The organism is Streptomyces sp. NPDC058637, assembly GCF_042717325.1.
GTDB lineage: Bacteria > Actinomycetota > Actinomycetes > Streptomycetales > Streptomycetaceae > Streptomyces.
In genome coordinates this window covers 43,346-60,742 of sequence record NZ_JBHXRD010000009.1, presented here as the reverse complement: position 1 = coordinate 60,742, position 17,397 = coordinate 43,346, and the positions used below count along the sequence as shown (strand labels likewise).

At 71.6% G+C, this 17,397-nt stretch carries 13 protein-coding genes and 1 pseudogene; 5 read left to right on the top strand and 9 right to left on the bottom strand.

Annotation, left to right across the window (positions count from 1 at the left end):
• Positions 1-37: 37 nt before the first annotated feature.
• Entirely contained in the window at positions 38-469 is a 432-nt protein-coding gene (locus tag ACFWVP_RS11200) for a hypothetical protein (RefSeq protein WP_384495597.1), read from the top strand.
• On the opposite strand, the gene ACFWVP_RS11195 is transcribed toward ACFWVP_RS11200, so the two are convergent.
• The 3 genes from ACFWVP_RS11195 to ACFWVP_RS11185 all read right to left on the bottom strand — a co-directional run bounded on the left by ACFWVP_RS11195 (position 423) and on the right by ACFWVP_RS11185 (position 4,432).
• Complete coding sequence (locus tag ACFWVP_RS11195) at positions 423-1,757, bottom strand: chloride channel protein (protein WP_384495595.1); 1,335 nt, start codon at positions 1,755-1,757, stop codon at positions 423-425. The two genes, ACFWVP_RS11200 and ACFWVP_RS11195, sit on opposite strands and share 47 nt — an antisense overlap.
• Before the next feature lie 191 nt (positions 1,758-1,948).
• Positions 1,949-3,379, bottom strand: coding sequence for a DUF2252 domain-containing protein (locus ACFWVP_RS11190; RefSeq protein WP_384495593.1), 1,431 nt, complete (start codon positions 3,377-3,379; stop codon positions 1,949-1,951).
• 96 nt (positions 3,380-3,475) lie between these two features.
• Positions 3,476-4,432: a DUF389 domain-containing protein gene (locus ACFWVP_RS11185; RefSeq protein WP_384495591.1), complete on the bottom strand. Its 957-nt coding sequence runs from the start codon at positions 4,430-4,432 to the stop codon at positions 3,476-3,478.
• 170 nt (positions 4,433-4,602) lie between these two features.
• On the opposite strand from ACFWVP_RS11185, the pseudogene ACFWVP_RS11180 reads away from it, so the two are divergent.
• Positions 4,603-4,984, top strand: a pseudogene (locus tag ACFWVP_RS11180) (hypothetical protein); the annotation flags it as partial.
• Between the two features lie 6 nt (positions 4,985-4,990).
• Here the strand turns inward: ACFWVP_RS11180 and ACFWVP_RS11175 are convergent.
• Positions 4,991-5,683, bottom strand: a complete 693-nt coding sequence (locus tag ACFWVP_RS11175; protein WP_384495590.1) for a hypothetical protein — start codon at positions 5,681-5,683, stop codon at positions 4,991-4,993.
• Positions 5,684-5,731: 48 nt separating this feature from the next.
• Here ACFWVP_RS11175 and ACFWVP_RS11170 point away from each other — a divergent pair, with 48 nt between their 5' ends.
• A complete protein-coding gene (locus ACFWVP_RS11170) occupies positions 5,732-5,962 on the top strand; it encodes a DUF6011 domain-containing protein (protein WP_384495588.1) in 231 nt (76 codons plus the stop codon).
• Positions 5,963-5,974: 12 nt separating this feature from the next.
• Here the strand turns inward: ACFWVP_RS11170 and ACFWVP_RS11165 are convergent, their stop codons facing one another.
• Positions 5,975-6,853, bottom strand: coding sequence for an acyl-CoA thioesterase (locus tag ACFWVP_RS11165; protein ID WP_384495586.1), 879 nt, complete (start codon positions 6,851-6,853; stop codon positions 5,975-5,977).
• A gap of 35 nt (positions 6,854-6,888) precedes the next feature.
• Positions 6,889-9,402: a DEAD/DEAH box helicase gene (locus ACFWVP_RS11160; protein ID WP_384495585.1), complete on the bottom strand. Its 2,514-nt coding sequence runs from the start codon at positions 9,400-9,402 to the stop codon at positions 6,889-6,891.
• A gap of 153 nt (positions 9,403-9,555) precedes the next feature.
• Here ACFWVP_RS11160 and ACFWVP_RS11155 point away from each other — a divergent pair, with 153 nt between their 5' ends.
• The gene (locus ACFWVP_RS11155) at positions 9,556-10,347 is read left to right on the top strand and encodes a metal-dependent hydrolase (protein WP_384495583.1); all 792 of its coding nucleotides are present in this window, start codon (positions 9,556-9,558) and stop codon (positions 10,345-10,347) included.
• A gap of 56 nt (positions 10,348-10,403) precedes the next feature.
• Complete coding sequence (locus tag ACFWVP_RS11150) at positions 10,404-11,939, top strand: ATP-dependent DNA ligase (RefSeq protein WP_384495871.1); 1,536 nt, start codon at positions 10,404-10,406, stop codon at positions 11,937-11,939.
• Positions 11,940-12,057: 118 nt separating this feature from the next.
• On the opposite strand, the gene ACFWVP_RS11145 is transcribed toward ACFWVP_RS11150, so the two are convergent.
• From ACFWVP_RS11145 to ACFWVP_RS11135, 3 genes are all read right to left on the bottom strand, one after another.
• A complete protein-coding gene (locus ACFWVP_RS11145; protein WP_384495581.1) occupies positions 12,058-13,419 on the bottom strand; it encodes an NAD(P)/FAD-dependent oxidoreductase in 1,362 nt (453 codons plus the stop codon).
• Positions 13,420-13,613: 194 nt separating this feature from the next.
• A complete protein-coding gene (locus tag ACFWVP_RS11140) occupies positions 13,614-15,395 on the bottom strand; it encodes an ABC transporter ATP-binding protein (RefSeq protein WP_384495579.1) in 1,782 nt (593 codons plus the stop codon).
• Positions 15,392-17,341: an ABC transporter transmembrane domain-containing protein gene (locus ACFWVP_RS11135; RefSeq protein ID WP_384495577.1), complete on the bottom strand. Its 1,950-nt coding sequence runs from the start codon at positions 17,339-17,341 to the stop codon at positions 15,392-15,394. The genes ACFWVP_RS11140 and ACFWVP_RS11135 overlap by 4 nt, the downstream gene beginning before the upstream one ends.
• Positions 17,342-17,397: the final 56 nt, after the last annotated feature.

Here is a 17,397-nt window from a genome sequence, read left to right as displayed (position 1 = left end):
TCGGGCCGGTGGCGGCTGGAGAACCGAGGAGGCCCACATGGCCAGAAATGTGAGCGGTGCGCGAGCGGATCACGACACCGTGGGCTCGCGCTCATCCGCGTCCGGCTGGACGGTCTTCGCGGCCGTGCTGATGATCTTCGGCGGGGCCATGGCGATCCTCGAGGGGATCGCCGCCATCGCCAAGGACGACGTGTTCGTCGCCACCCGCAACTACGTGTTCCAGTTCAACCTGACCGGCTGGGGATGGATCCACCTCATTCTGGGCATCGTCATCCTCCTGGCCGGCTGCGCCCTGTTCACAGGAGCCCTGTGGGCGCGTGCCGTCGGCGTCGTGCTCGCCGGACTCGGTGTGGTCGCCCACTTCCTGTGGCTGCCGTACTACCCGTTCTGGTCCCTCGTGCTCATCGCCATCAACATTATCGTCATCTGGGCGCTGTGTGCGGGACCGCAGCGGGACGCTCGAGTCTGAGCACCAGGACGTAGGAGACCACCACCGAGACGATCACGAGCGGCATCACCGTGATGCCCTCGGAGCCCAGCAGCAGTGTGGCGAGCAGTACCGATGTCATCGGCAGCTTCAGCATCGCCACACACATGGCGCCGATCCCCATCGCGAAACCGGACGTCACGTCGAGTCCCGGCAGATGCGACAGGGCCAGTCCGCCCGCCGCCCCCACGAACATCGCGGGGAAGATGGGACCACCCCGGAAGCTGCTCAACGACGCGCAGTAGGCAAGCGCCTTGCAGGCGATGAGCACCAGGAGCGTACCGGCGGAGTACGCGGCGTTGTCGCCGAGCAGCCCGCCCAGGGCGTCCTGGCCGGAGTAGAGCACCTCGGAGGCATCCTCCCCGGTGCTCTCGGCGTACAGGAGCGCGAGTACGCCGACGATCACACCCATTCCCACGGTGGCGGCCACCCTGCGCCGCTCGACCCGCTCCTGCAGGTACAGCGAGAGCCGCTTGATCCCCGTGCCCACGAGAGCGGCCGCGAGGCCCAGCGCGACCGCCCAGCCGAACTCCGCGAACCCCGGCTGCCCCGTGTGCGGCACGTGGGGAAGGGTCAGGGAGTACGTACCCAGCCCCGTCCACGAGCCCAGTCCGATGAAGATGAGCGAGCCGATGCCCGAGGCGAGCAGCCCCGGCACGAGCGCCACGCCGAGCATCGTCCCGGCGATGCCTGACGCCTCCATCAGCAGGAACGCGCCGAGGAGCGGCGAGCCCAGCAGGGCGCTGACGGCCGCGAAGCTCCCGGCTGCCGCGACCAGGGCGCGCCCGCCGGGCTCGATTCCGGGTTTGACCAGGCGTACCGCGTACACGGCCAGGCCGCCGCCGAGGGCGATCAGCGGAGCCTCCGGGCCGAGCACCGCGCCGAGCCCGAGGGAGGCCAGCGCGGCCAGTGTGATCCCCGGGAGCTCCGCCGCGGTCGCCGGGCCCGTGTTCACCATGCCCTCGGCGGGCCTGTGTCCGCCCAGGCCCGGCAGGTGGCGGATGGTCAGCCCGGTCAGGAGGCCGGCCACGGCGAGCAGCGGCACCGGCCACCACGACGGCGTCCCGTCGAAGCCCAGGCCCCGGGGCAGGTCCTCGTAGGTCAGCGACTGCAGTTCGTGGACGAGGGCCAGGAAGCCGAACGCCGCGGCGGAAATGGGGACTCCGAGGATCGCCACCATGATCAGGAGAACCGCGTATCCCCGGGTGCGGACGACCTTCATCGGGTCGGGGGACTCCGTGCCGGGTGTTCCGACCGGTTCGGCCGACATGGTCATGGTCTCCTCGGTGTCGGGCCCCGGCCGGAACGCGCTGTCCCGACGGGGTCCACACGGTGATACCACGATGTGGTGTTCTGTCCGCGATGTCCTGGCTGTTGGGGTGTGGCGAGTCCTGCGGCGTCGGCAGTTGCCGAGGTGCGGAGTTCCGGCCGCCTACCGGTGAGGTGCGGAGTTCCGGCCGCCTACCGGTCGTCCTGCCCGGCCGCGGGAAGCCGGCCCGTGGCCACCGCGTCGGTCAGCGCCCGGTGGTCCCGCTCGTTGCGGTCGGCGTACCGTTCGGCGAACGTCGCCAGCGCCCGGTCGAACACGTCGCCGCGCCCCAGGTACGCCGCGATGGCGATCCGGTCACCGGACCGCGCGTGGGCGCGGGCCAGGGTCGCCCCGCACAGCTCGCCGAACGCCCGCATCCCGCGCGGCACCATCAGCTCCGGCTCGACGATGCCCTTCCAGTCGCGCAGCTGGCGCACGTAGAAGTCGCGCCGCCTGCCGTCGATACCGTCCACCCGTTCCCAGCCGAGGAAGATGTCCCCGGCGGCCTGCATCATGCGCTGGCCCGCGACCACCCGCTCGCCCTGGTTCCGGTACGCGCTCGGCCCGGCGTACGGGGCGAGCGCCGAGGTGTCGGCCTCCTTCGCCTGGAGGAAGAGCGGGTCCGCGCCGTCCCTGCCCAGCAGCAGGATGATCCAGCAACGGGTCCCGACGCTGCCCACGCCCACGACCTTGCGGGCCATGTCCGCCGGGCGGAAGTCCGCGAGCAGGGCCCGGCGGTCCGGGGGGAGGCTGCGGCCGTAGCGCCGCAGCAGCTTGTGGACCCGCTGCTCCAGCGCGCCACGCTCCGCCTCGGGGAGCAGGTCCGTCAGCGGTACGAGCAGGGGCGGGTCAGGGGCGATGCGGAGTCGCCCCTCGGCGGTCTCGGTGAGTCTGGCGAAGGCCTGCAGGCTGTCCCGGGTGCGGGCCTTCGCGGTCAGCTCGGCCAGCCGCCTGCGGCCGCGCGCGGCCAGCTTCTCCGCCGCCAGGCCGTGCAGGAGGTCCGCGTCGGTCCGGGTGTACCAGACCTCGAGATTGCGCATGCCGGCGAACCGGGTCATCGACTCCCGGTACGAACGCACCGTGGCCCGCACGATGTCCGCCCGCTCCCGGTCCGAGAAGTCGTTCGCCCGCCCCGCGATGACGAGGCTCGCCGCCAGCCGCTTGACGTCCCACTCCCAGGGCCCGGGCAGCGTCTCGTCGAAGTCGTTGATGTCGAACAGCAGATGGCGCTCGGGGGAGGCGAGCAGCCTGAAGTTCATCAGATGGGCGTCGCCGCACAGCTGGGCCCGGATCCCCGAATCCGGCGTGCCCGCCAGGTCGGACGCCATCACGGCGGCGGCCCCCCGGTAGAAGCGGAAGGGGGACTCGGCCATTCGCCCGTACCGGATCGGCACGAGTTCGGGCACCCTCGCCGCCGACTGGGTCCGGAGGATGTCCAGCGGGTCCGCGCGGTCCGCCGCCGGCTCGAACACGGCATGGCTGGAGCGGGGCGTCCGACGGCGGGCCGCCTTGCCGAGCGCGGCCCGCTCCCCGGGGGTCGCGCCCGGCGTGACGCGGAGCGGTGAGGTGGCGTCCTGGGCCATCGGAAACCCTCCTGACTGCCTGAGCGGCGTGCGGAGCCTGCCCACCATCATCCCGGTTCGACCGGAATCCGGCCCGTTCCGGCCTTCGTACGCCCGTCAGGCCTGCTGTGCGTTCCTGTCCCGGCGCAGGGCCACCCGCCGCCAGATCGCCCGCTGGCACCTGAGCGCCGCGGCGCCGACCACGACGAGCACCGCGATGTTGACAAGCAGCTGGACGAGCGAGCCCCCGGCCGCGGACCAGCTGGTGAACGCCGTGGACACACTGATGTCCGCGGCGGCGGGAATGGTCGTGACGGAGATGAACACCCCGAGCAGTGCGCTCGTCCTGGCCTCGGTGAGCGACACGATGCCCACGATCCCGGCCAGGGTCGCGACGGCGACCGAGAAGAAGTTCGGTGTGTTGATCAGGTTGGAGACCGGCCGCAGCCCCGCGTCGAAGGCCTCCGACTGAAAGCCGAAACCGCGGATGACGAGGCTGAAGAGGAAGGTCACCAGGATCGTCAGCAGGAACCCCACACAGAGGGCCGACAGGCCTCGCCGCACCATGCCCCGGTCGCCCCCGTCGATGCCCAGCGCCACCGCGACGATCGCCCCGTACTCGGGACCGACGACCATCGCCGCGACGATCAGGATCTGTGAGTTGGTGACGATGCCGACCGAACCGATGAGACCCGCGATGACCAGGTACAGGTAGAAACTCGGCGCGTACCTCCCCTCGGACCTGATGCGCGCCTCCACCTGCTCCCACACCGGCGCGTCGGCCAGTACCCCGAGGCGGCGCACCGCGGCGTCCGAGGCCCGCCCCGCGAACGCCATGTCCACCGGCTCGATGACGAGCGAGCCGAGGATGTCGACCCGCAGGTCCCGCAGACCGTGCAGCACCTCGTTCGCCGCCCCCGCCAGCACGTCGCAGGCGACGGAGTCACCGTCCGGTTTGCGGGCGGCGCCCCGCTGCACGATCAGGTTCAGCACGTACGGGTCGTCGGCGAGGAGCTCCACGACCCGGTCGGTGCGGTCGGGCGGGCTCACCGCGCGGACATGGATCATGTCCATCGCGTACCTCCGCCGGGCAGGGCGAACGGCCGGGTGCCGCGAGGCGGACAGTGGGCCGGATGGTGATATGCCGGAGATTGGACGGTCATGGACCGACACCCTCCCATAGCGGCACACGGTCTGGTGGGCGACCTGCAGACGGGCGCCCTGGTCTCGTCGAGTGAGGCACCGCCGCCACCCTGGGCCTGCCCGAGCAGATCGGCGGCGAACGCAACCGGGACCACAGGCACACCTGCGTCAGGGGCGGTGCCCTGTCGGTGCGTGCCCTGCTGGACCTGGGCTTCGCGGAGGAGGCCACCGCGTTCACCCACCGGCTCGGCGCCCGCCTGGGGACGAGGACATCGACGGCGAGGCACTCCGGATCATGTACCGCGTCGACGGGGAACCCCTCCTGACGGAGGAATCCTCGGCCACCTCGACGGCTACCGCGGCTCCCACCCCGTACGCCCCAGCGGAGAGCAACTGGGCAACTTCCCGCAGGCGTTCACCCACCTCTCCCTCATCACCGCGGCGCGCACCCAGGACGAGGCACTCGACCGGCAGCGTGACTGACCCCCGTCACTTCTTCCTGTCGTCCCACTCCGTGCCGAGCAGCCAGCTGTCGAAGGTGCGCAGGAGCGCCACCAGCGCCGCGCCCAGCCGCCAGTCGTACCCCTGCGCGTGCAGCCGCACCGAGTCGTCCTTCGACGTGAACTCCAACGCGGCCCGCCCGCCCGCACGCCACACGATGCGACGGGGACCGCGCGCCGCGTCACCACTGCCGCTGAGCAGGCTCAGCACGATGATCAGCGTCTGCAACGGCGAGAACAGCCACCACACGTACCACCAGAAGATCCGGCCCTTGAAGCCCACCGCCTGAGGTCCGCCCGCCGGAGTCACCGTCCACCGGGTGCGCAGGCCCCTGCCACGCAGCGCCTTCTCGCGGACGAACGTGCCGATGGGCTCGCCGTGCGCACCGAGCACCTGGTACGTCGAGACACCGTTTCCGGCCGACACGGTCACCAGGGTGGCCAGCCGCTCCCGGCGGTGCTCGTCCGCCCACAGCACGAAGGAGCGCGCACCGCCGCCCCGCGCCGCCCGGTAGGCGGGTATGCCTCCCGGCGGCAGCTCGCGCTCCACGTACGCCGCCACGCGCTCGGGCGCCGAACCGTCCACGCACAGCACCAGGTCCCGCACCGGAGCGGGGACACCGCCCTCGGCCCCCTGCCCCTCCGCCCGCGCCGACGGCCCCATCCTCAGTACGCTGCTCACCGCTGTGCCCCTCCGTGACATGTCCTGCCGGCTTGAGAGGATCCGTACGTGGAATCCTCCGAGCCCCTTCCCGAACTCTTTCCCGGACCGCAGCCGGAAGCCGGCCGCCGCGAGGCCCGCCGCCAGGTGCGGTGCGCCCTGTGCGGACGGCCCCTCACCGGCGTGGAGTCCCGCCGCACCGGACTCGGCCCCGCCTGCGACGCCAAACTGCATCCGGCGGGCCCGGACATCCGGACCCGCCGGCACGAGGTCGACCAGGACCCGCTGCCCGGCACCTGACCCCCGACAGGTCTACGCGCCGTCGAGACGGCGGAACAGCCCCTCCTGGACCACCGACACCAGCAACTGACCCTGGCGGTCGTAGATCCGCCCCCGGGCCAGACCCCGGCCGCCCGTGGCGATCGGCGACTCCTGGTCGTACAGGAACCACTCGTCCGCCCGGAACGGCCGGTGGAACCACATGGCGTGGTCCAGCGACGCCATGTCGAAGCCCCGCGGTCCCCACAACGGCTCCACCGGGATCCGGACCGCGTCCAGCAGCGTCATGTCGCTCGCGTACGTCAGCGCGCAGGTGTGCACGAGCGGGTCGTCGCCCAGCGGGCCGACCGCCCGCATCCACACAGCGCTGCGGGGGTCCGCGTCCTTGATCTCCTCCCGCGTCCAGCGCAGCCGGTCGACGTAGCGGATGTCGAAGGGCTGACGCCGCGCCATCCGCTCCAGCGCCTCCGGCAGCCCGCCCAGGTGCTCGCGCACCTCTTCGGCGACCGTCGGCAGCTCTTCCGGGTCCGGCACCGTGCGGGCGGGCGGCAACTGGTGCTCGAAGCCCGCCTCCTCGGGACGGTGGAAGGAAGCCGTCAGGTTGAAGATCGTCCGGCCCTGCTGCACGGCCGTGACCCGGCGGGTCGTGAAGGACCGGCCGTCCCGCACCCGCTCGACCTGGTACACGATCGGCACGCCGGGACGGCCGGGCCGCAGGAAGTAGGCGTGCAGCGAATGCACCGGACGGTCCCCGTCCGTGGTGCGCCCGGCCGCGACCAGCGCCTGCCCCGCGACCTGGCCGCCGAACACCCGTTGCAGGGACTCCTCCGGGCTGCGCCCACGGAAGATGTCGACCTCGATCCGCTCCAGGTCGAGAAGATCGACCAGGAGGTCGGCGGGGTTCGTCGTCATGCCGTTCGTCTCCACTTCCGATGCCCTGTCCTTCGTCACAGCTGACCCACGGCGGTAACCCGGACGACTGCCCGGCCCTCCTCGTCGGAGGCCGCCAGATCGACCTCCGCACGGATGCCCCAGTCGTGATCCCCCGCCGGGTCGGCAAAGGCCTGCCACACCCGCCACAGACCGTGCTCCGGCTCCTCGTCGATCTTCAGCAGCTTCGGGCCGCGCGCGTCCGGACCCGTGCCCAGGTCCTCGTGCGCGTCCCAGTAACCGTCCATCGCCTCGCCCCAGGCGTCCTCGTCCCAGCCCGAGTCGCCGTCGAGCTCGCCCAGATCACGGACCCGGTCCAGCGCGGCCAGCTCCACCCGGCGGAACATCGCGTTGCGCACCAGGACCCGGAAGGCGCGTGCGTTGGCCGTGACCGGCTTGACCTCGTCGGCCCTCTCCTGAGCCTGCTCGGCGGTCTCAACCTCCGGGTTGGCCAACTGCTCCCACTCGTCCAGCAGACTGGAGTCCACCTGACGCACCATCTCGCCGAGCCAGGCGATCAGGTCCTCCAGGTCCTCGGACTTCAGGTCGTCCGGGATGGTGTGCTCCAGCGCCTTGTACGCACTCGCCAGATAGCGCAGCACGATGCCCTCGGTGCGGGCCAGCTCGTAGTTCGACGTGAACTCCGTGAACGTCATGGCCCGTTCGTACATGTCCCGGATCACCGACTTCGGCGACACGGGATGGTCGCCGACCCACGGATGGCTCGTGCGGTACACGTCGTACGCGTGCCAGAGCAGCTCGCTCAGCGGCTTGGGGTACGTGACCTCCTGGAGCCGCTCCATCCGCTCCTCGTACTCGACGCCGTCCGCCTTCATCTGCCCGACGGCCTCGCCCCGCGCCTTGTTCTGCTGCGCGGCGAGGATCTGCCGCGGATCGTCCAGCGTCGACTCGACGACCGAGACCATGTCCAGGGCGTACGAAGGGGACTCGGGGTCCAGCAGGTCGAAGGCGGCCAGCGCGAAGGTGGACAGCGGCTGGTTCAGCGCGAAGTCCTGCTGGAGATCGACGGTGAGGCGCACGATCCGGCCCTCGGCGTCCGGGGTGTCGAGCTGCTCCACCACACCGCCGTCGAGCAGCGAACGGTAGATCGCGATGGCCCGCCGGATGTGCCGGAGCTGGGCCCTGCGCGGCTCGTGGTTGTCCTCCAGCAGGTGCCGCATCGCCTCGAACGCGTTGCCCGGACGGGCGATGACCGAGAGCAGCATCGTGTGCGTGACCCGGAAGCGCGACGTCAGCGGCTCGGGATCCGAGGTGATCAGCTTGTCGAAGGTCGTCTCCGACCAGGCGACGAAGCCCTCCGGGGCCTTCTTGCGGACCACCTTGCGCTTCTTCTTGGGGTCGTCGCCCGCCTTCTTGACGGCCTTCTCGTTCTCGATGACGTGCTCGGGGGCCTGGGCGACGACGAAGCCCGCCGTGTCGAAGCCCGCCCGGCCGGCCCGCCCCGCGATCTGGTGGAACTCGCGGGCGCGCAGCGTGCGCACCCGGGTGCCGTCGTACTTGGTCAGAGCGGTGAACAGCACCGTACGGATCGGCACGTTGACGCCGACACCCAGCGTGTCCGTACCGCAGATCACCTTCAGCAGACCCGCCTGCGCCAGCTTCTCGACCAGGCGGCGGTACTTGGGGAGCATGCCCGCGTGGTGCACCCCGATGCCGTGCCGCACGTAGCGGGAGAGGTTCTGGCCGAACTTGGTGGTGAAGCGGAAGTTGCCGATCAGGTCGGCGATCTTCTCCTTCTCCTCCTTCGTGCACATGTTGATGCTCATCAGCGACTGCGCGCGCTCCACGGCCGCGGCCTGCGTGAAGTGCACGATGTAGACGGGCGACTGCCGGGTGTCCAGCAGTTCCGTGAGCGTCTCCGTGATCGGCGTCAGCCGGTACTCGTAGCTGAGCGGGACCGGACGCGTCGCCGAGCGCACCACGGAGGTGGGACGGCCGGTGCGGCGGGTCAGGTCCTCCTCGAACATCCTGACGTCGCCGAGGGTGGCGGACATCAGGATGAACTGGGCCTGCGGAAGCTCCAGGATCGGGATCTGCCAGGCCCAGCCGCGGTCCGCCTCCGCGTAGAAATGGAACTCGTCCATCACGACCTGGCCGATGTCGGCGTACTTGCCGTCACGCAGCGCGATGGAGGCGAGGACCTCGGCGGTGCAGCAGATGACCGGGGCGTCGGCGTTGACCGAGGCGTCGCCGGTCAGCATGCCCACGTTCTCCGTGCCGAAGAGCTTGCACAGGTCGAAGAACTTCTCCGAGACCAGCGCCTTGATCGGCGCGGTGTAGAACGTGACCTTGTCCTGGGCCAGCGCCGTGAAGTGCGCGCCCGCCGCGACCAGGCTCTTTCCGGAGCCGGTGGGGGTGGAAAGGATGACGTTCGCCCCGGAGACCACCTCGATCAGCGCCTCCTCCTGAGCGGGATAGAGGGTGATGCCCTGCGATTCGGTCCATGACGAGAAGGCCTCGAAGAGGGCGTCCGGGTCGGCGGTCGGGGGCAGCTGATCGATAAGGGTCACGCCCCCATCTTGCCTGCCTTGTGACCGGATGCGGGAACCGGAGGACCACGCGAAGATCACGGACGATACGCTGCCCACTCAACTCGGCTGCCTGGTAAAGGCAATGGCGGCCCGGCCGCGCACGGCCGAATCACTACGGGGGCGGGAACAGCCATGATGGGACCGGCACACTCTCTGTCAGGGGCGGCGGCCTGGCTGGGCGTGGGTGCCGCGGCCGCCGCCGCGGGCCACACGATGCCCTGGCCCGTCCTCGTCGTGGGTGCCCTGATCTGCGCGGGCGCCGCACTCGCCCCGGACCTCGACCACAAGTCCGCCACCATCTCGCGCGCCTTCGGCCCGGTCTCCAAGGGCCTCTGCGAGATCGTCGACAAACTCTCGTACTCCGTCTACAAGGCGACCAAGGGGGCCGGCGACCCGCGCAGGACAGGGGGACACCGTACCCTCACCCACACCTGGCCGTGGGCGGTGCTGCTCGGCGGCGGCGCCTCGGTCGCGGCGATCACAGGCGGCCGCTGGGCGGTCCTGGCGATCCTCTTCGTCCACCTCGTACTCGCCGTCGAAGGCTTGCTGTGGCGGGCCGCGCGCGTGTCCAGCGACATCCTCGTCTGGCTGCTCGGCGCGACCAGCGCGTGGATCCTGGCCGGTGTGCTCGACAAGCCGGGCAACGGTTCCGACTGGCTGTTCACCGATCCCGGGCAGGAGTACCTGTGGCTGGGGCTTCCCATAGTCCTCGGGTCCCTCGTCCACTGCGTCGGCGACGCGCTCACCGTCTCGGGCTGCCCGATCCTGTGGCCGATCCCGCTCGGCCGCAGGCGCTGGTACCCGCTCGGACCGCCGAAGTTCATGCGCTTCCGGGCCGGCAGCTGGGTGGAGATCAAGGTCCTGATGCCCGCGTTCATGGTGCTCGGGGGAGTGGGCGCGGCGGCGGCGCTCAACTTCATCTGACCGACGCGGGTCCGTTCCGGGGGCGGCGCGCCCCGTGCCGTAGCACCATGAACCCCATGCTGCTCGCCCGGCTCGCCCACGTGTCCCTGGAGGTCGCCGCGACGTCGGCACGGACCCGGAAGGTCGCCCTGCTCGCCGGCCTGTTCCGGGAGACCGGTCCCGACGACGTCCCGGTCGTCATCCCCTACCTCGCCGGCCGCCTTCCGCAGGGGCGGCTCGGTATCGGATGGCGTGCCCTGGCCGACCCGGTGGCAGCCTCGGACACACCGACACTGACGGTGTCCGGCGTCGACGCGGAGCTGACGGCGATCGGGGCGCTCTCCGGCCCCGGCTCCCAGGCAGCCCGCAAGGAACGCCTCCGGCGGCTGCTCGGCGCGGCCACCACCGACGAACAGCACTTCCTGCGTGCCCTGCTCACCGGCGAGGTGCGGCAGGGGGCGCTGGACGCCGTCGCGGTCGACGCGCTGGCCGCGGCCACCGACGCGCCGCCCGCCGACGTACGCCGCGCCGTCATGCTCGCCGGATCACTGCAGGCCGTCGCCCGGACGCTGCTGGCCGACGGCCCCGGGGCACTCGCGGACTTCCGGCTCACCGTCGGCCGGCCGGTCCAGCCGATGCTGGCGCACACCGCGCGCTCGGTCACCGAGGCCGTGGACAAACTGGGGCCGTGCGCCGTGGAGGAGAAGCTCGACGGCATCCGCGTCCAGGTGCACCGCGACGGCCCACGGGTGCGGGCGTACACACGCACGCTCGACGACATCACCGACCGGCTGCCCGAACTGGTCGCGGCGGTGGCAGACTTCCGCGGCGACCGGTTCGTCCTCGACGGCGAGGTGATCGCGCTCGGCCCCGACGGCAGACCGCGGCCCTTCCAGGAGACCGCCGGCCGGATCGGATCCCGGCGCGACGTCGCCGCGGCGGCGGCGGCCGTCCCGGTGGTCCCCGTCTTCTTCGATGTGCTGTCCGTCGACGGGCGGGAGCTCCTGGACCTCCCCCTCACCGAACGGCACACGGAGCTGGCCGCCCTGGTCCCGGAGGCCATGCGGGTGCGGCGCGTCGTCGTGACGGACCCCGGCGACGAAGCGTCGCACGAGGCCGCGGCGGCGTTCTTCGAGGCCACACTGGCGCACGGGCACGAGGGCGTGGTGGTCAAGGGCCTGGACGCGCCCTACAGCGCCGGCCGCCGGGGCGCGTCCTGGCTGAAGGTGAAGCCCGTGCACACCCTGGACCTCGTGGTGCTGGCCGCCGAGTGGGGGCACGGCAGGCGCACCGGGAAACTGTCCAACCTCCATCTGGGGGCGAGGCGGCGGGACGGCTCCTTCGTCATGCTCGGCAAGACCTTCAAAGGGCTCACCGACCAGATGCTCGCCTGGCAGACCGAACGCCTCCGGGAACTGTCCACCGGTGACGACGGACACGTCGTCACCGTGCGGCCGGAGCTCGTCGTCGAGATCGCCTACGACGGACTCCAGAGCTCCACCCGCTACCCGGCGGGCGTCACCCTGCGGTTCGCCCGGGTGCTGCGCCACCGGGAGGACAAGTCGCCGCAGGAGGCGGACACGATCGAGACGGTCCTCGGCGCGCGTCCCTGACCGAGGCGGGGGCCCGAGGACGGTCGCGGGTCAGCGGCGCGCAGGCGCCGCGGCGCCGCCGGTCAGCCGCCCGCGCGGACACCGGTGAGCCGCGCCCGGCCGCCCGCGCGGACGCCGGTCAGCCGCGGCCGGTCGTCGACGCGGTGTGCGCGCGGAGCTGTTCCGGCGTGAGATAGGCGTCGGTGTACTCGAAGTCGCGCAGGGTGGCCGGCTTACGGGCCTGGAATCCCGTCCGCACGAAGTCGTCGCCGGCGATCGCGTTCAGCATCCAGTTGGTCAGGACCCGGGTCTTGGCGACATTGGTCCGCAGCCCCGACCAGTGGTAGCCGCGGGCCACCAGCTGGGCCGGCATGCCCTTCAGCTCGATACCCAGCGGCTTGGACACCGCGTCCCGGCCGCCGAGGTCCACGACGAGACCGAGGTCCTTGTGCACGTACGGCCGCAGCGGAAGGCCGCGCAGCGAGGCGATGAGATTGTCCGCCAGCACCCGCCCCTGCCGTATGGCGTGCTGCGCGGTGGGCGGGCAGATCGCCCCGTCGCCCTTGGCCAGGTCGGGCACCGCCGCCGAGTCGCCCAGGGCGAACACACCGTCCACGCCGGGCACCCGCATCTGCGGTGTCACCGCGAGCCTGCCGCGGACCGTCTCCGCGTCGAGGGTGGCGACGAGCGGGCTGGCCGCGACCCCGGCGGTCCAGATGAGCGTGCGGCAGGGCAGCACCCGGCCGTCGGTGAAGGTCACCTTGTCCGGCGCCGCCTCGGCCACCGACACACCGAGCGAGACCTCGATGCCCCGCTTGCGCAGGATCTCCAGCGCGGTGAGCCCCAGCTTGTCGCCGAGCTCCGGCATGAGCTTGGGCGCGATGTCGATCAGATGCCACTTGATGAGCCTCGGGTCCAGCCGGGGGTAGTGCCGGACGGCGTTGGCGGTCAGCCGCTGCAGGCAGGCGGCGGTCTCCGTACCCGCGTATCCGCCGCCGACCACCACGAACTGCAGCCGGGACTCCCGTTCCGCCTCGTCCTGGCTGGCATCGGCCAGGTCGAGCTGGGAGATGACGTGGTCGCGGATGTAGGCGGCCTCCGCAAGCGTCTTCATGCCCCGCGCGTTGTCGACCAGCCCGGGGATGTCGAACGTCCGGGTGACGCTGCCGGCCGCCAGCACGAGGTGGTCGTACGGCTCGTTCACGATCTCGTCGGTGATCTTGCGGATGACACAGACCTTCGCCGCGGTGTCCACGCCGATGGCGCCGCCCGGCACGATCCGGGTGCGGTGACGCCGGCTGCGGCGCAGGGAGACGGCGACCGACTGCGGGGTGAGTACCCCGGACGCCACCTGCGGAAGCAACGGAAGATAGAGCTGGTACGAGAACGGCGTGACGAGGGCGATGTCCGCCTCACCGGGGGAGAGGCTGCGTTCCAGTCGGCGCACGCACTCGACTCCGGCGAAGCCTGCGCCGACAACGAGGATCCTGGGTCGTACCACGGTGTGCGTCCCTTCTCGGGCTTACGCGGTCATCGCTCGCCTGCCCCGTATCCGGAGCCAGTCACTCCTTCATCCTTACCGGAGGGGCCGCGCTTCGCCTCTTGTGTGACGCGCCTCCTGTGTGACGCGCCTCCCGCGCGACGCGGGCGACGGCCGGGTGTGCGGGCCCGGCCCCCCGGACCGGACCCGCGGGCTCACCCGTGCCAGGACCGCCACAGCGCCGCGTACGCGCCGTCCGCCGCCACCAGCTCGTCGTGGCTGCCCAGCTCGCTGATCCGGCCCTCCTCGACGACCGCGATGACATCCGCGTCGTGCGCCGTGTGCAGCCGGTGCGCGATCGCGATCACCGTCCGGCCGTCCAGCACCCGGGCCAGTGAACGCTCCAGATGCCGTGCGGCCCGCGGATCGAGGAGCGAGGTCGCCTCGTCCAGCACCAGGGTGTGCGGGTCCGCGAGGACCAGCCGGGCCAGGGCGATCTGCTGTGCCTGCGCCGGGGTGAGGGACAGGCCCCCCGAACCGACCTCCGCGTCCAGACCGTCCGCCAGGGCCTTCGCCCAGCCGTCCGCGTCGACCGCGGCGAGCGAGGCCCACAGCTCAGCGTCCTCGGCACCCGCACGGGCCAGCAGCAGGTTGTCCCGGAGCGAACCCACGAAGACGTGGTGCTCCTGGTTGACCAGGGCCACATGGGCCCGTACCCGCTCCGCCGTCATCCGGGACAGCTCGGCCCCGCCCAGCGTGACCTCACCGGTCCGGGGCGCGTAGATCCCGGCCAGCAGGCGCCCCAGCGTGGACTTGCCCGCGCCGGACGGCCCGACCAGGGCCAGCCGCGTACCCGGGGCGATGTCCAGCGACACCTTGTGCAGGACATCGACACCGGAGCGGTAGCCGAAGTGCACCTCCGCGGCCCGTACCTCCCGGCCGTCCGGACCGACCCCGTCGTCGCCCGCGTCCGGCTCGATCTCCCGGACGCCGACCAGCCTGGCCAGGGACACCTGGGCGACCTGCAACTCGTCGTACCAGCGCAGGACCAGGCCGAGCGGGTCGACCATCATCTGGGCCAGCAGCGCTCCCGTCGTCAGCTGCCCGACGGTGAGCCAGCCCTCGATCACGAACCAGCCGCCGAGCAGGAGCACGGCACCCAGGATCGTCACGTACGTGGCGTTGACGACGGGGAACAGCACCGAACGCAGGAAGAGTGTGTACCGTTCCCACGCCGTCCACTCCTTGACCCGCAGGTCGGAGAGCGCGACGCGGTCCGTACCCAGCCGGTGGGCCTCCACGGTCCGCCCGGCGTCCACGGTCTCCGCGAGCATCGCCGCGACCGCCGCGTACCCGGCGGCCTCCGAGCGGTACGCGGAGGGCGCCCGCCGGAAGTACCAGCGGCAGCCGACGACCAGCACCGGCAGGGCGATCAGCACGGCCAGGGCCAGCGGCGGGGCGGTGACGGTGAGCGCGCCCAGCAGCAGCGCGATCCACACCACGCCGATCGCCAGCTGCGGGACGGCCTCACGCATCGCGTTGGCCAGCCGGTCGATGTCCGTCGTGATACGGGACAGCAGGTCACCGGTTCCGGCCCGCTCCAGGACGCCCGGCGGCAGCCCGACCGACCGCACGAGGAAGTCCTCGCGCAGATCGGCCAGCATCTCCTCGCCCAGCATCGCGCCGCGCAGCCGCATCGTCCGGGTGAACACGGTCTGCACGATCAGCGCCACCGCGAACACCGCGGCGGTGCGCTCCAGATGGAGGTCGGTGACCCCGTTCGACAGATCCTCGACCAGACCGCCCAGCAGGTACGGTCCGGCGATCGAGGCGATCACCGCGATCGCGTTGACGGCGATGAGTACGGCGAACGGCCTGCGGTGCCGCCGGAACAGGGAGCGGACGTAGGTCCGTACGGTCGTCGGGGTGCCGACCGGCAGCGTCGTCGCCGACTGCGGGGCGGCCGGGTCGTACGCCGGTGGTGCGATGCCGATCATGCCCGCTCCTCGATTTCCTCGATCGCTTCGACCGACGGCGTCGCGTCGATCTCCACGAGTTGTGCCCCTGCGGCGGACGCCGCGATGTCCTCATCGGTCTCACGGGTGACGACCGCCCGGTACAGCGGCTCGTCCCGCAGCAGATCGCGGTGCGTCCCGGCCGCGACGACCGTGCCCCGGTGCACCAGCACCACGCGGTCGGCCAGGTCCAGCAGGAGCGGGGAGGAGGCGAACGCCACCGTCGTACGGCCGCGGCGCAGCCGCTTGATGCCCGCCGCGACGCGCGCCTCCGTGTGCGAGTCGACGGCCGACGTCGGCTCGTCGAGCACGAGCGCCTCCGGGTCGGTGACCAGCGAACGCGCCAGTGCGAGCCGCTGGCGCTGCCCGCCGGACAGGGACCGGCCACGCTCGGTGATCCGGGTGCGCATGGGGTCGCCCTCGGTGTCGACGGATGCCTGGGCCAGCGCGTCCAGCACATCACCGCACTGGGCGGCGTCCAGCGCGTCCTCGGCCGAGACCGCACCGGAGGACGGTACGTCGAGCAGTTCGCGCAGCGTTCCGGAGAGCAGCACCGGGTCCTTGTCCTGCACCAGCACCGCGGTCCGTGCCGAGTCGAGCGGCAGCTCGTCCAGCGGGACACCGCCGAGCAGCACCGAGGGGAGCGGTGCCGGAGCGGAGTCCTTCCCGGTGTCCACTGTGCCCTCCGCGTCTTCTGTGCCCGCTGTTTTCGCTGCGCCTGCGGTTTCTGTCGTGGTGCCTTCGTCGGCGTCCGTGATGCCTGATGTGGCCTCAGCCTCGGCGTGTCCGCCGAGGCGTTCGGCCAGCCGTCCGGCCTCGTCGGGGTCGCCGCAGACCACGGCGGTGAACTGCCCCCGCGCCGCCATCAGCCCGGTGACCGGGTCGTACAGATCGCCCTCGGGCACCATGGCGTCGATCGTCGAGGGCTGCGCACTGCGCCGCAGGGACAGGACCCGGACCGCGCGTTGTGCGGAAGGCCGGGAGAAGGAGTACGCCATGGCGATCTCCTCGAAGTGCCGCAGGGGGAAGAGCATCAGCGTCGCCGCGCTGTACACGGTGACCAGTTGACCGACGTCGATCCGGCCGTCCCGGGCCAGCGAGGCCCCGTACCAGACCAGGGAGATCAGCAGGACGCCCGGCAGGAACACCTGGATCGCCGAGATGAGCGCCCACATCCGGGCACTGCCGACGGCGGCCTCGCGCACTTCCTGGGAGGCACGTCGGTAGCGGCCGAGGAACAGCTCCTCACCGCCGATGCCGCGCAGTACCCGCAGGCCGGCGACTGTGTCCGAGGCCAGCTCGGTGGCCCTGCCCGCCTTCTCCCGCTGGATGTCCGCGCGCCGGGTGGCCCGGGGGAGCAGGGGCAGGACGGCCAGGGCGAGGATCGGCATGGCGATCGCGACCAGCACCCCGAGCGAGGGCAGGTAGAGGACGAGCCCGACGCAGATCAGTACGAGCGCGGTGGCGGCGGCGGCGAAGCGGGACAGCGCCTCGACGAACCAGCCGATCTTCTCGACGTCACCCGTGGAGACGGCGACGACCTCCCCCGCGGCGACCCGCCTGGTCAGTGCCGAGCCGAGCTCCGCGGTCTTGCGTGCCAGCAGCTGCTGGACCCGGGCGGCGGCGGTGATCCAGTTGGTGACCGCCGTCCGGTGGAGCATGGTGTCGCCCACGGCGATGAGGATGCCGAGGACCACGATGAACCCGCCCGCCTGCGCGAGCTCCCAACCCGAGCCTTCGATGACGGCCTGGACCGCGAGCCCGACGGTGAGCGGGAGGCCGGCGATCGCACACTGGTGCAGCAGGCCCCAGGAGAGTGATTTGAGCTGGCCGGTGAGCTGACTGCGGCCGAGCCAGAACAGGAAGCGTGGGCCTGACCGGACATCGGGATCGCCGGGATCTGAGTACGGAAGATCGCGAATCTGCATGACGTCCCAAGAATCGGAAGGGGCGGAGATCCGTGGGGGATCTCGTGGAACAGTGG

Excerpts from the sequence above, each read along its gene's own strand:
- ACFWVP_RS11150 (WP_384495871.1), top strand. The coding sequence starts at position 10,404 with ATGCTGCTCGCCCGGCTCGCCCACGTGTCCCTGGAGGTCGCCGCGACG.
- ACFWVP_RS11155 (WP_384495583.1), top strand. The coding sequence starts at position 9,556 with ATGATGGGACCGGCACACTCTCTGTCAGGGGCGGCGGCCTGGCTGGGC.
- ACFWVP_RS11135 (WP_384495577.1), bottom strand. The coding sequence starts at position 17,341 with ATGCAGATTCGCGATCTTCCGTACTCAGATCCCGGCGATCCCGATGTC.
- ACFWVP_RS11165 (WP_384495586.1), bottom strand. The coding sequence starts at position 6,853 with ATGACGACGAACCCCGCCGACCTCCTGGTCGATCTTCTCGACCTGGAG.
- ACFWVP_RS11140 (WP_384495579.1), bottom strand. The coding sequence starts at position 15,395 with ATGATCGGCATCGCACCACCGGCGTACGACCCGGCCGCCCCGCAGTCG.
- ACFWVP_RS11200 (WP_384495597.1), top strand. The coding sequence starts at position 38 with ATGGCCAGAAATGTGAGCGGTGCGCGAGCGGATCACGACACCGTGGGC.
- ACFWVP_RS11190 (WP_384495593.1), bottom strand. The coding sequence starts at position 3,379 with ATGGCCCAGGACGCCACCTCACCGCTCCGCGTCACGCCGGGCGCGACC.
- ACFWVP_RS11195 (WP_384495595.1), bottom strand. The coding sequence starts at position 1,757 with ATGTCGGCCGAACCGGTCGGAACACCCGGCACGGAGTCCCCCGACCCG.
- ACFWVP_RS11185 (WP_384495591.1), bottom strand. The coding sequence starts at position 4,432 with ATGGACATGATCCATGTCCGCGCGGTGAGCCCGCCCGACCGCACCGAC.